This is a genomic window from Salinicola sp. (assembly GCF_982684285.1).
Map to the genome: position 1 here is coordinate 1 of NZ_CEXLVS010000013.1, position 13,404 is coordinate 13,404.

Genomic DNA, 13,404 nt, shown 5'->3' on the forward strand with positions numbered 1-13,404 from the left:
CGGCCCACTCTTGGCTGCGTGCGTGGAGGCCCGCCGGGGTGAGCGCGCGGGCCACGCCGACGCCGCCTGGCGCGCGATTCACCGTTCTGCTGGAGAACTGCCATGACTGAAGTCGCCCGTATCGCGATCGTCGATGACGATCGTGCGATCCGCTGGGTCCTGGAAAGGGCGCTGGCACAGCCGGATCTCGAGGTGCAATCCTTCGAACGTGCCGATGCGGCACTCGAAGCGATCGAGCGGCAGCCGCCGGACGTGCTTTTGACCGACATCCGCATGCCGGGGCTCGACGGTCTCGACCTGATGGCCAGGGTGCGCGAGATGCATCCCGATCTGCCGGTGATCGTGATGACGGCGCACTCGGACCTGGATAGCGCGGTCGCGTCCTACCAGGGCGGCGCCTTCGAGTACCTGCCCAAGCCGTTCGATGTGGACGATGCGCTGGCGCTGGTGCGGCGAGGCGTTGCCCACGCCCGCGAGCGGCGTTCGCCGGCGGCGATGCCGGAAGGGCTCTCCGCCGAGATCATCGGCGAGGCGCCGGCGATGCAGGAGGTCTTTCGCGCCATCGGCCGGCTGTCGCAGTCGCACATCACGGTACTGATCAACGGCGAGTCGGGCACCGGCAAGGAGCGGGTCGCCCAGGCACTGCACCAGCACAGCCCGCGCAGTGGCCATCCGTTCATCGCGCTCAACATGGCGGCGATCCCCAAGGACCTGATGGAGTCGGAGCTGTTCGGCCATGAAAAGGGCGCCTTCACCGGCGCCGCCGCCCAGCGGCGCGGGCGTTTCGAGCAGGCCGACGGCGGCACGCTGTTCCTGGACGAGATCGGCGACATGCCCGCCGATACGCAGACGCGGCTGTTGCGCGTGCTGGCGGATGGCGAATTCTACCGGGTCGGCGGCCACGTGCCGGTCAAGGTCGATGTGCGGATCATCGCCGCGACCCACCAGAACCTGGAGAAACTGGTGACGGAAGGGCGCTTTCGCGAGGATCTCTTCCATCGTCTCAATGTGATTCGCGTTCACCTGCCCCGTCTGTCGGAGCGCCGCGAGGACATTCCGCGGCTGGCCCAGCATTTCCTCGCCGAAGCCGCCAAGGAGCTCTCGGCCGAACCCAAGGTTCTGACCAGGGACGCCGAGACGCATCTGACGCGTCTCCCCTGGCCCGGCAACGTGCGCCAGTTGGAGAACACCTGTCGCTGGCTCACGGTGATGGCGTCCGGCCGGGAGGTACTGGTCGACGACCTGCCGCCGGAACTACGCGAGCTCGAGGGGCCCGAGGCGCCAAGCGGTGACTGGCGCAACGCGTTTCGCGAGTGGGCGGATCGGGCCCTGGCCTCGGGGCACACGCACCTGCTCGAGGAGGCGGTGCCGGATTTCGAACGCATCCTGATCGAGACCGCCTTGAAGCATACCGGCGGGCGCAAGGGGGAGGCTGCCGAGCTGCTGGGATGGGGGCGCAATACCCTGACGCGCAAGGTGAAAGTGCTGCTGCCGGCGCTGGCGGACGAGTAGCGTCCGACGCTCGAGTAACGTTAGGCTGATAATGGCGCCTGGGGCTGGCTCTCATGCCTGACCGGGCGTCGTCGTCGCTGGCCGATCGTCACCGGCGTGAAATAGATGACACCAACACGGGGACTCGCATGTCCGATTCGACCCAATGGTGGCGTGGCAGCGTCATCTATCAGATCTACCCCAGAAGCTTCATGGATGCCCGCGGCGATGGCATCGGCGACCTGCCCGGCATCACCGCGAAACTGGACTACGTGGCCGAACTGGGTGTCGATGCGATCTGGATTTCGCCGTTCTTTCCTTCGCCGATGAAGGATTTCGGCTATGACGTCACCGACTATCGCGGCGTCGACCCGATGTTCGGCTCCTTCCACGATTTCCAGATGCTGCTCGAGCGGGCCCACGGGCTGGGACTGAAAGTGATCATCGACCTGGTGCTCAGTCACACCTCGGATCAGCACCACTGGTTCATCCAGAGTCGCAGCTCGCGGGAGAACCAGAAATCCGACTGGTACGTCTGGGCCGATCCCAAGCCCGATGGCACGCCGCCCAACAACTGGCTCTCCTTCTTCAGCGGCAGCGCCTGGACCTTCGACAGCCGGCGCCGCCAGTACTACCTGCACAACTTCCTCTCCTGCCAGCCGGATCTCAACTTCCACAATCCGGCGGTGCGCAAGGAGCAGCTCGACAACGCCCGTTTCTGGCTCGATCTCGGCGTCGACGGTTTCCGTCTGGACACCTCGAATTTCTACTTTCACAGCCTGGCGCTGCAGGACAATCCGGCCCTCGGCAGCGGTGAGCTCAAGACGCCCAGCGTACCGGCATCGAACCCCTATTCGATGCAGCGTCACCAGTTCGATATCAGCCAGCCGGAGAATCTCGGTTTCCTGGGCGAACTGCGTTCACTGATGGACGAGTACCCCGGCACCATGACGGTGGGGGAGATCTCCGACGATCGTCCGCTGGAACGCATGGTCGAGTACACCATCGGCAACGATCGGCTGCACATGGCCTACACCTTCGACCTGTTCGATGCCGAGTTCAGCGCCCAGCGGCTGCGCGACATCATCGAGCACTTCCAGTATTACGCCGGCGACGCCTGGCCCTGCTGGGCGCTCTCCAATCACGACGTGATGCGTGTCGTATCGCGCTGGACCCAGCACGAAAACCTGGAGCAGCACGGGCCGCTGGTGGCCAAGGTCGCGACGGTCATGCTCTGCTCGCTCTACGGCAGCATCTGCCTCTATCAGGGCGAGGAGTTGGGGTTGCCGGAAGCGGACGTGCCCTACGAGCGGCTGGTCGACCCCTACGGACTGGCGCTGTGGCCGGATTACAAGGGGCGTGACGGCTGCCGTACGCCGATGCCCTGGACCAGCGGCGAGTACGGGGGCTTCACCTCGATGGAGCCTTGGCTGCCGGTGGACGGCCACCATCGCCAGCTGTCGGTGGAGCGGCAGCTCGCCGATGCGGGGAGCACGCTGCGGGTGACGCGCGACTTCCTGCACTGGCGCAAGTCGCAGCCGGCGATGGTCGACGGCACCTTGATCCTGAGCGACTTCGACGACGAACTGCTGGGCTGGCTGCGGGTCTCCCGGGACCAGGCGATTCTGGCGGTCTTCAATCTCACCAGCGAGTCGCGCTTCACCACCCTGCCCGCCGGTGCCGGCGAGATCGTCTATCAGGCCGGGTTCACGGGGCGCCTGGAGAGTGGCGGGCTGACCCTGCCTGCCTTCCAGGCCGCGTTCGTGCATATCGACAGAAGCAGCATCGATCCGAGGGCGTTGATTGACCAGGAGCCCGACCCCGAGCGCAAGGGCTTTCTCAGCCGGCTGCTGGGATCGCTGATGGGGCAGGACGAGGGCGATGCGCGGCAGGGCTGAGCCCGCGCGCCGCCCTCGTCAGTGTTTCACCCGCCCCAGTAGTCGCGGGCCAGGTCGACCACCAGGCGCACCTTGTCCCACTGTGCCCGCTCGGCGAGTTCGTTGCCCTCTTCGGTGGAGGCGAAGCCGCACTGCGGGCTCAGGCAGAGCTGACGCCTGTCGACGAACCGTGTCGCTTCGTCGAGACGCGCTCTGATGGCCTGCGGGTCCTCGAGCTCGCCCACCTTGGTGGTGATCAGCCCCAGCACCGCCTGTTGATGGCCCTCCGGGACGAAGCGCAGCGGGTCGAAGCTGCCGGCGCGATCGCTGTCGTACTCCAGGACCCAGGCATCGACGCCGACCCTGCCGAACAGCGTCTCGGCCACCGGCTCGTAGCCGCCTTCGCTGATCCAGGTGGAACGGAAGTTGCCGCGGCAGACGTGGAGCGAGACGTGGAGATCGTCCGGCTTGTCGGCCAGCGCATGATTGAGCATCTCGGCGTAGATCGCCTGCAGTCGATCGGGGTCGTCGCCGCGGTCCCGGGCCGCCTGCAGCTCCTTTTCCGAGCAGAGATAGGCCCACACGGTGTCGTCCAGTTGCAGGTAGCGACAGCCGGCGTCATAGAAGGCGCGAACGGCGTCGCGGTAGGCGTCGGCGGTATCGGCGAAAAAGGCGTCCAGGCTGGGGTAGACGCCGCTGTCGATCTTCTTGCGGCCGCCGCGGAAGTGCAGCACGCTGGGGCTGGGGATCGTCATCTTGGGCATGACGCTGGCGACGCTGGCCAGGTAGCGGAAATGATCCAGCATCGGATGGGTATCGTCGAAGCCGACCTTGCCGTCGACCCGGATCTGTTTCGCACCCGTCTGCACGCCCTGGAACTGGATGCCCTGGTCACCGGTGAAGCCGGTGACGCCATCGAGCCGCTCGAGAAAATCGAAGTGCCACCAGGCGCGCCGGAACTCCCCGTCGGTCACCACCTCGAGGCCGGCGGCTTGCTGCTGCTCGACCACCTGGCGAATTTCCCGATCCTCGACGGCCTTGAGCGCTGCGGCGTCGATATCGCCCCGGTGGAAGAGGGCTCGGGCCTCCTTCAGGGCCGGCGGACGCAGAAAGCTGCCGACGATATCGGCTCGGAATGGGGGATGCGCTTGTGACATGAATGTGTCTCCTGTTCTGGGACTTCGCCATGCGGTGTCAGCGGCGAGCGTCGATGCCGAGGTCGCCAATGATGCGGGCTGGGCGGCCGTTCGGCCAATGAAGCCAGTTCAAGCTGACCATGTTCATCATTCATCGTGAGGTTCGCGGCCGTTCGTACCGGCGTCGCGATCTCAAACTTTAGTGGTAGGATTGTCGGCCCCCGCCGACGCATTCACCGACGTGCCATCGGCATCGGCCGGGATTTTTTCCATCGCGCCCCAAGTTCGAACGCCGGGGTAAAGAACAGGAGTGTCCCGTGACGACCCCTTCGCAGCATGATCTACGCAACGCCTTCCGCGAACTGCTCGCCAGCGGCGAGTGCTACTACACGGCGTCGGTATTCGACCCGATGTCGGCTCGCATCGCCGCCGATCTCGACTTCGAGGTCGGCATCCTGGGGGGATCGGTCGCCTCGCTGCAGGTACTGGCGGCGCCCGATTTCGCCTTGATCACCCTGAGCGAGTTCGTCGAACAGGCGACCCGGATCGGCCGCGTGGCGCGGCTGCCGGTGATCGCCGATGCCGACCATGGCTATGGCAACGCGCTCAACGTGATGCGCACGATCACCGAACTGGAGCGGGCCGGTGTCGCCGCGCTGACGATCGAGGACACCCTGCTGCCGGCGCAGTACGGGCACAAGTCGACCGATCTGATTCCCGTCGAGGAGGGCGTCGGCAAGATGCGCGCGGCACTCGAGGCGCGGATCGACCCGGCGCTGTCGATCATCGCCCGCACCAACGCCGGCCAGCTCGACGACGACGCTGCCATCGCCCGCATCCGGGCCTATCAGGCGGCCGGCGTCGATGCCATCTGCCTGGTCGGCGTCAGGGACTTCGAGCATCTCGAGAAGCTGTCGGCGCCGTTGACGGTACCGCTGATGCTGGTCACCTACGACAACCCGGCGCTGCGCGACCGCGCGCGCCTGGCCAGGCTCGGGGTGCGCATCGTGGTCAACGGTCACGCTGCCTACTTCGCCGCGATCAAGGCGACCTATGACTGCCTGCGCGAGCAGCGCGACATTGCTACCAACGACCTGGACGCTTCGCGGCTGTCGACGCGCTACTCGACGCTCGAGGAGTATCGGATCTGGGCCCGCGAGTACATGGATGTGAAAGAGTAGGGCCCCTTCGGGGAGCGGTAAGCTGTCAGAGCGGCGCTTCGCGCCTGGAAGCGGGAAGAAAAAGCCAGACCCGCTTGGCTTCGCTTGAAGCTTGCGACACGAACCCCGAGACTGACGATCGCCAACAACCGGAGACCACGATGACTGTCATGCAATGGGAGCGCCTGCTCGATCCCGTCCGGCTGCACGATGCCCGGACGTCGCGTGGTGAAATCGGGCGTAGTCCGTTCCACAAGGACTACGACCGCATCGTCTTCTCCGGCTCGTTTCGGCGCCTGGGGCGCAAGACCCAGGTCCATCCGCTCACTGACAACGATCATATCCACACCCGGTTGACCCACTCGATCGAGGTTGGCTGTGTCGGCCGCAGCCTGGGAATGATCGTCGGCGAGCAGCTGCGCGACAGCCTGCCGGGCTGGGTCACGCCCGCCGATCTCGGCGTCATCGTGCAGGCGGCCTGCCTGGGGCACGACATCGGCAATCCCCCGTTCGGGCACGCCGGCGAGTACGCGATTCGCGACTGGTTCAAGTGGGCCGAGGCGCAGGGGAGCGGTTTGCTGGAGGGGCTGGATGAGGCGCAGCGCCGGGACCTGTTGACCTACGAGGGGAACGCCCAGGGTTTCCGGATCGTGACCCAGATCGAGTACAACCAGTTTCGCGGCGGCATGCGGCTCTCCGCCGCGACGCTGGGTACGCTGCTCAAGTATCCGTGGACGGTGGAGCACGGCGGCCAGATGGGCAAGTTCGGCTGTTACCAGTCCGAAAAGCACCTGCTGGTCGAGGTCGCCGAGCGGCTCGGGCTCAAGTCGGTCGATGGCTCCAAGTGGTGCCGCCATCCCCTGGCCTATCTGGTCGAGGCGGCGGACGATATCTGCTATGCACTGCTCGACCTCGAGGATGGCCTGGAGATGGGTATCCTGCGCTACGAAGAGGTCGCCCAGGTGCTGCTGCAGATTGCCGGCGAGCCGCCGGCGGGATACGAGCAGATGGCCGCCGACGGGGTGTCCCAGCGTCGGCGGATCGCGGCGCTGCGCGGTGCGGCGATGGAGCGGGCGGTCAACGAAGTCGGCGATGTCTTCGTCCAGCACGAGAAAGCGCTGCTCAACGGCACCCTCAACGACGATCTGCTCGAGCTCTGTCATCCGGATCTGACCTGGGGCGTCTCCTCGGCCAAGCAGCTGGCCCGCGAGCGCATCTTCCAGAACGAGCGCAAGGCCAAGCTGGAGATCGGGGCCTATACCACGCTCGGTATCCTGCTGGAGGCCTTCATCGGGGCGGCCCACGAGCTGCATCACACCGGGCACTCCTCCTTCAAGCACCAGCGAGTGCTCGCGCTGATCGGCGAGAACACGCCGAAGCCGAACTGGCCGCTCTACGACAGCTATCGTCGAATGCTCGATTTCATCGGCGGCATGACCGACCACTACGCGGTCGAGCTGGCCCAGGAGATGGGCGGGCGCCTCAAGGGAGACTGAGCACTCCCCCGCTTTTTTCCTCTCGTCGTCGGGCCCGCGCCCGACGTCGTCGTTTCTGGTACCCATCGGACCATCGCGTCGTGCGAGTGTTGAGTGTGGCTGTTGAAAGTGGACTCATAACGCCGTATTTTAATTGAACGGTTAATTAATAAAAAATCGATTTCGATCGCGTGCCAGCATCGGGTGTCAGCATCGAGAGCTACCGGAGCGATAGCCGATTCCGGCCGCTGGCCAACGTCGCCACTGCCCGCGGGAGAATCAGCCTCGCTTTTACCCGGCGATGAGCCATATTTCAGACGCCAGCGTCGGCATCGTTACCGGAAGAACGCGCGACGCGCGGGCCGGCGGTTCCATGACCTGATCCCGGGCCCGGCAGCCGACCGAGGCGCGGCAGGGCAACGGCGTGGGGCGATGCTTCCGTTGAAGACATGGCTGGATTCAACGACCGAAGTCGACTTAACTCAGCTCGAGGCCAGATGGCCTCGCGGCGGGAAAACGGAAACGAGCCAAGGGCCTCGAACGCCCTGCGCCCCGGCAGGTCATGTCAGCCGTCAGGGGCGCCGATGCTCGTCAACGCAAACTATCTGACCATGATGGGAGCCGCATGAGCACAAGTCCCGATAATAATTCCACGACCCAGGACAGGCTGAATCCAGTCGTCTTCTATGGGTCGGTCATCGGCATCGTCGCCTTTTCGTTGTGGGCGATGATCGCTACCGAGCAAGCGAACGGCATCATCAACGCGCTGCTGGGGTGGATCTCCAACACTTTCGGCTGGTACTACTTTCTGACCGTCGTCATCTACCTGGCCTTCGTGGTGTTCGTGGGCTTTTCCCGCTTCGGCAAGATTCGTCTCGGGCCGGAGCATTCGAGGCCAGACTTCAATATCTTCTCCTGGTCGGCGATGCTGTTCTCCGCCGGTATCGGCATCGGGGTCATCTTCTTCGCCCTGGCGGAACCGTTGACCCAGTTCTACAACGCGCCCAATGCGCCGAGCGACCAGGTGGCCGCCGCCCGTCACGCGATGCAGCTGACCTTCCTCCACTGGGGCCTGTCGGGCTGGGGCATCTACACGCTGGTGGGCATGTCGCTGGCGTTCTTCAGCTATCGGCACAACCTGCCGCTGACCATCAGCAGCGCGCTCTACCCCATCTTCGGCAAGAAGATCTACGGCCCCATCGGTCACGTGGTGGACATCGCCGCCGTGCTGGGCACGGTGTTCGGCATCGCGGCCAGTCTCGGCATCGGCGTCATCCAGCTCAACTACGGGCTGAACTTCATGTTCGGCATCGCGGAAAGCGCCTGGACCCAGACCATCCTGGTGCTGATGATCGTGCTGTTCGCCACGATTTCCGCGGTGACCGGTGTCGAGAAGGGGATTCGACGTCTTTCCGAATTCAACATCCTGCTGGCGATCGCGCTGCTGCTGTTCGTGCTGTTCGCCGGCAAGACGGTGTTCCTGCTCAACGCGCTGGTGATGAACGTCGGCGACTACCTCTCCGGCTTCATCTCGATGTCGTTCGACACCTACGCCTTCGACCAGCCGACGGACTGGCTCAACGCCTGGACGCTGTTCTTCTGGGCATGGTGGATTGCCTGGGGCCCGTTCGTCGGTCTGTTCCTGGCGCGTATTTCCCGCGGCCGTACCATCAGAACCTTCGTGGCCGGTACCCTGACGCTGCCCATCGCTTTCATGATGATCTGGATGTCGATCCTGGGGAACAGCGCCCTCGACATGGCGATGAACGGTGCGACGGACTTCGGCCAGCAGGTCATGAACACGCCGCCGGCGGGCATCTATCTGTTCCTGCAGGAGTATCCGTTCCCGGTCATCTCGACCATCGCGGTCAGTATCCTGGCGATCGTGTTCTTCGTTACCTCCGGTGATTCGGGCGCCCTGGTACTGTCGAACTTCACCTCCAAGCTGAAGGACGTCAACAGCGACGCACCGATCTGGATGCGCATCCTGTGGTCGGCGGTGATCGGGGTGCTGACCCTGTCGCTGCTGCTGGCCGGTGGCCTGTCGACGCTGCAGAGCGCGGTGGTCATCACCGGGTTGCCCTTCTCGATCGTGCTGTTCTTCATGATTGCGGGGCTCTACAAGGCGCTGAAGGTCGAGGCGTTCAAGGAGGATAGCCACCGCCTGAGCCTCTCCGGCTCGCTGTCGGGACGCATGTCCGCCGGCGGTCGCGATCGCGCTCACGACTGGAAGACCCGGCTCAAGCGTGCCATGTCGTTCCCCAATCGCCAGCAGGCCCAGCAGTTCCTGGAGGAGACCGGGCGGCCTGCGATGGAAGCGGTGCGCGAGGAACTGATGAAGCAGGGCGTCGAGGTCGACATCAGCACCGGCACGCAGAACGGCGACGACTACCTGTCGCTCTACGTCGATCTCGGCAGCGAGCAGAACTTCGCCTACCAGATCTGGACGCATCCGTTCTCCACGCCGTCCTTTGCCATGCGAACACCGCGCAGCAGCAGTCGCTACTATCGTCTGGAGGTGTACCTGCTGGAGGGTAGCCAGGGCTACGACCTGATGGGTTATAGCCGCGAGCAGGTCATCGATGACATCCTCGACCAGTACGAGCGCCATCTGCAGTTCCTGCACCTCAATCGCGAAGAGCCGGGCAGCATCAACATGCCCGACAGTCCGGAACAGCCGCCAGGCTGAGATCGCTAGCTGTTCCGCTGACCACGACCCCGGCCATCTGGCCGGGGTCTTTCTTGTTCGGCTCCGCCTCGACGCCGGCGTCGTTCGCGGCAGGCGTGTTCTGGCTGCGGGAGAGCCACTCCACGATGGCGGTAGCGGTCGTCCTGCCGGGGTCGGTGATTCCCTGGGTGCCGAACAGGCGGTTGAACTCGAACAGGAAGGGGTGATCCCCGACCATGGCGACGTCGAATCCCCCGTGATCGACGCCCAGCCGTGCGGCCACGCGCTGCACCAGTGCCAGCGCGGATGGGGGAATGTCCTCATGGTCGATCGTGCCGCCCTGGGCCACGTTGGCGCGATAACCCCCCGGCGGCGTCACACGCCAGTAGCTGGCGAGGATCCGGTCGCCGATCAACACGATGCGCAGGTCCCGGTCGATGGGAAGACGCGTCTGGGCGTACAGCACCTCCTGGGATGCGGCCAGCGCCTCGAGTTCGCGTCGCCTCTCGAGCAGGTGCACGCCATTGCCGCGGGCGCTGCGGATCTCCTTGACGATCATCGGGTAGCCGATTTCCGCCTCGAGGGTATCGATACCGTGGCAGGTGCTGGCCTGAATCGCGGTTCGCGGGATGTTGTCCGGGCAGATGGCCTGGAAGGCGCGCGTCTGCTCGACCTTGTCGTGGCCCAGGTAGTAGGTGGCCGGCGAGGGGAAGATGCGCTTGTGCATCGCGTGCAGCAGCGTGTTGACCTGCCAGTAGCTGGGGAACAGGAGCCAGTCGGCGGCCTGGATCTCGTCGAGATGATCGTACATGCGCTCGGGTTTGATGTAGCGCACGCCGGGAATGTGCAGGGTGCGGGAAACGTCGAAGGAGATCAGACGCATCGGATACCTCTTGAGATACCAGCACGCTGGCGCGATGGAGGAAAAAAGCGCGCTATCATCGGGCCGTTTCGGCGCTTTGGCAAGTTCTTCGAGGCCTCAATGGGCGGGCTTCTGATATCGCGCGAGGGACTTCGCCCGTGACGCCGCCAAGCGCGACGAAAGCGACGTGCTACGCTCAATTTTGTCGATAACAAAAAAGCGAGGACGGGATGTGGGCGCTTTCACCTGGTGGGATACCGCTGTTCTGATCGTCTACGTGGTGGGGATTGCCTGGGTGGGAGCCCGCTTTGGCAAGGATCAGGAGAGCACGCAGGATTACTTTCTCGGCGGTCGCAAGATTCCCGGCTGGGCCATCGGCCTGTCGGTGATGGCGACCCAGGCCAGCGCGATCACGTTCATCGGCGCGCCCGGCTGGGGTTTCGAGGGTGGCCTGGAGCGCCTGGCCACCTTCATCAACGTGCCGCTGGCGATGGCGGTGCTGATCGTCGTGCTGGTGCCGATCTTCCATCGTGCCGGCATCTACAGCATCTACGAGCTGCTCGAGCGTCGCTTCGGGGCGTTGACCCGGTCGCTGGCGGCGCTGCTGTTCCTGGTCGCGCGCGGCCTCGCCACCGGCGTGGTGCTCTACGCCCCAGCGCTGGTGCTCTCGGTCGTCACCGGCTGGAGCGTCGATCTGACCATCGTGCTGATGGCGGTGATCGCGGTGAGCTATACCGTGCTCGGCGGCATCAGCGCGGTGATCTGGACCGACGTGATCCAGATGTTCGTGCTGTGGCTGGGCGCGATCCTGAGCATGGTACTGATGGTCTCGAGCCTGCCCGGTGGCTGGAGCGACGTGTTCGCCTACGGTGCCGCCAACGGCATGTTCGATACCATCGACCTGTCGCTCGATCCCACCGTGACCTACTCGCTATGGGCGGGGCTGATCGGTGGCGTGGTCATGCACGTCGCCTACTTCGGGACCGACCAGAGCCAGATCCAGCGGGTGCTGACCAGCCCCTCGATCGCCGAGGGGCAGCGCTCGCTGCTGATCGGCGGCTATCTGCTGGTGCCGCAGATGCTGCTCTTTCTGTTCATCGGCGTGATGCTCGCCGCCTACTACCAGCAGCACGGTCTCACCGCGCCGGACAACCTGAACGAGCTGTTCCCGCGCTACGTGGTCAACGCCTTTCCCGTCGGGGTGACCGGGCTGGTGATCGCCGGGGTCTTCGCGGCCGCCATGTCGAGCCTGGATTCCGCGCTCAACTCGCTCTCCGCGGTGACGGTGCGCGACTTCTACGCCCGCTACGTCAGGCCCGACGCCGACGAGAAGCACTACCTCAAGGCGTCGCGCTGGGCGACCATCTTCTGGGGGCTCTATGCCACCGCGTTCGCATTCTTCGCCGGTAATCTCGGCCCGGTCATCGAAGCCGTCAACCGCATCGGTTCCTGGTTCTACGGCGCGCTGCTGGGGACCTTCCTGCTGGCCGTGCTCAGCCATCGCAGCAACGGCAGAGGGGCGGTCAGCGGCATCATCGTCGGCATGGCGGCGGTGTGGGCCGTCTCGCAGACCGATGTCTCCTGGCTCTACCAGAACTTCGTGGGTCTGATCGTCTCGGTCGTCGTCGGCTATGCCGTGAGCTTGACCGCGCCGGCACCGTCGGCCGCGCAGCTCTCGGACGTGGTGATCGACGAGACCGCGCCCGACATGCAGGCGATCCTCAAGGGGCGCAGCGCCGGTGCCGCCGAGATCGGTCGCGATGCGCGCCTGACGCGGCGACGCTGTCTCGGCCTGATCCTCTGGTTCTTCGTGTCGCTGGCCGCACTGGGGCTGCTGCAGGCCTGGGCCAATGGCTGATCGCGAAGACCCGCGGCGGACGAGGCCGGAGGTGGCCACGACGGCGCCGGCGTCGAGACTGCCTCGGCGACTGGGAGCCGCCGCCGCCGAGCCCAGGCTGCGGCGTTACGGTGCCGAGCGGTTCGAGCCGGCGTGGCTGTCGCTGTGGGCACTGGGGATCGGCCGTGAGACGGGAGAAGCGCTGGCCTGGCTGCTGGCGGCCGACAATCTGCCGAGAGCCATGTTGATGGCGGGGGCGTTGCCCCCCCATCCGGCGGAAAGCGACGGCGCGCTGGTCCTGGAGGGCGGTGGACCGCCGACGCTCTCTCAGTTCGAGCGCTGGTGGCTGTGGGAGCGACTGGCCCGGCCGCGGCGCTGGGCGCTGCGGGTCATGCCGGCGACGTTGCGCCCGGTCGAATTTCCACTGTGGCTGGGGTATGCGCCAGGGCGGTCGGGCCGCCATGCCAGGCTGATCGTTCTCAGCGGCCTCTCCGGCGAGGCGCTGGGCTTCGCGACCGGGCGCGCGTCGAGGCCGACAGCGGTCGGCCATCGACGCCGGATGACGATCGCGTTCCCGGCTAGCGGGCGTCGCCGCTGCGCTCCATGGCGACCAGCTGCTCCCGGTTGGGCAGGCCCTCCATGTCGCCGATCACCTGGACCTGGCGGGCGCCGATCAGGTTGCCGCGATGCAGCGCCGCGTGCCAGTCCAGCCCGTCCAGGTACGCGCTGACGATGCCCACCGCGAAACCGTCGCCGGCGCCGACGGTATCGACGACCTGCGCGACGGGCGAGCCGTCGACGGTGCCTTCGCTGTCGGCGATGATGATCGCGTTCGATTTGACGTGCTTTGCCACCTTCCAAGACATTTTAAGCGCCGTCATCTCGGCGTCGGAAGGCG

At 65.4% G+C, this 13,404-nt stretch carries 9 protein-coding genes; 6 read left to right on the forward strand and 3 right to left on the reverse strand.

Annotated elements, in window-relative coordinates; all coding sequences use genetic code 11:
• Positions 1-102: 102 nt before the first annotated feature.
• Entirely contained in the window at positions 103-1,512 is a 1,410-nt protein-coding gene (gene glnG / locus AC3AYF_RS02365) for a nitrogen regulation protein NR(I) (RefSeq protein WP_487779358.1), read from the forward strand.
• A 128-nt stretch (positions 1,513-1,640) separates the two neighbouring features.
• Positions 1,641-3,389, forward strand: a complete 1,749-nt coding sequence (locus tag AC3AYF_RS02370; protein WP_295038161.1) for an alpha-amylase family glycosyl hydrolase — start codon at positions 1,641-1,643, stop codon at positions 3,387-3,389.
• Positions 3,390-3,415: 26 nt separating this feature from the next.
• Here AC3AYF_RS02370 and AC3AYF_RS02375 read toward each other — a convergent pair whose 3' ends face one another.
• Complete coding sequence (locus AC3AYF_RS02375; protein WP_295038158.1) at positions 3,416-4,525, reverse strand: cobalamin-independent methionine synthase II family protein; 1,110 nt, start codon at positions 4,523-4,525, stop codon at positions 3,416-3,418.
• Positions 4,526-4,821: 296 nt separating this feature from the next.
• Here AC3AYF_RS02375 and AC3AYF_RS02380 point away from each other — a divergent pair, with 296 nt between their 5' ends.
• The 3 genes from AC3AYF_RS02380 to betT all read left to right on the forward strand — a co-directional run bounded on the left by AC3AYF_RS02380 (position 4,822) and on the right by betT (position 9,828).
• A complete protein-coding gene (locus tag AC3AYF_RS02380) occupies positions 4,822-5,685 on the forward strand; it encodes an isocitrate lyase/PEP mutase family protein (protein ID WP_295038155.1) in 864 nt (287 codons plus the stop codon).
• Between the two features lie 140 nt (positions 5,686-5,825).
• On the forward strand, positions 5,826-7,160 hold the full coding sequence (locus tag AC3AYF_RS02385) for a deoxyguanosinetriphosphate triphosphohydrolase (protein ID WP_295038153.1): 1,335 nt from the start codon (positions 5,826-5,828) through the stop codon (positions 7,158-7,160).
• 604 nt (positions 7,161-7,764) lie between these two features.
• Entirely contained in the window at positions 7,765-9,828 is a 2,064-nt protein-coding gene (betT, locus tag AC3AYF_RS02390; RefSeq protein ID WP_295038151.1) for a choline BCCT transporter BetT, read from the forward strand.
• Here betT and AC3AYF_RS02395 read toward each other — a convergent pair.
• On the reverse strand, positions 9,791-10,690 hold the full coding sequence (locus AC3AYF_RS02395) for an ATP-grasp domain-containing protein (RefSeq protein ID WP_295038149.1): 900 nt from the start codon (positions 10,688-10,690) through the stop codon (positions 9,791-9,793). The genes betT and AC3AYF_RS02395 overlap by 38 nt on opposite strands.
• 211 nt (positions 10,691-10,901) lie before the next feature.
• Here AC3AYF_RS02395 and AC3AYF_RS02400 point away from each other — a divergent pair, with 211 nt between their 5' ends.
• Positions 10,902-12,527 (forward strand): sodium:solute symporter family protein, encoded by a 1,626-nt coding sequence (locus tag AC3AYF_RS02400; protein ID WP_295038147.1) that lies wholly within the window; start codon positions 10,902-10,904, stop codon positions 12,525-12,527.
• Between the two features lie 557 nt (positions 12,528-13,084).
• Here the strand turns inward: AC3AYF_RS02400 and AC3AYF_RS02405 are convergent.
• Positions 13,085-13,404, reverse strand: a 320-nt coding sequence (locus tag AC3AYF_RS02405; RefSeq protein WP_487779359.1) for a carbohydrate kinase family protein, incomplete at its 5' end; no start/stop codon positions are given.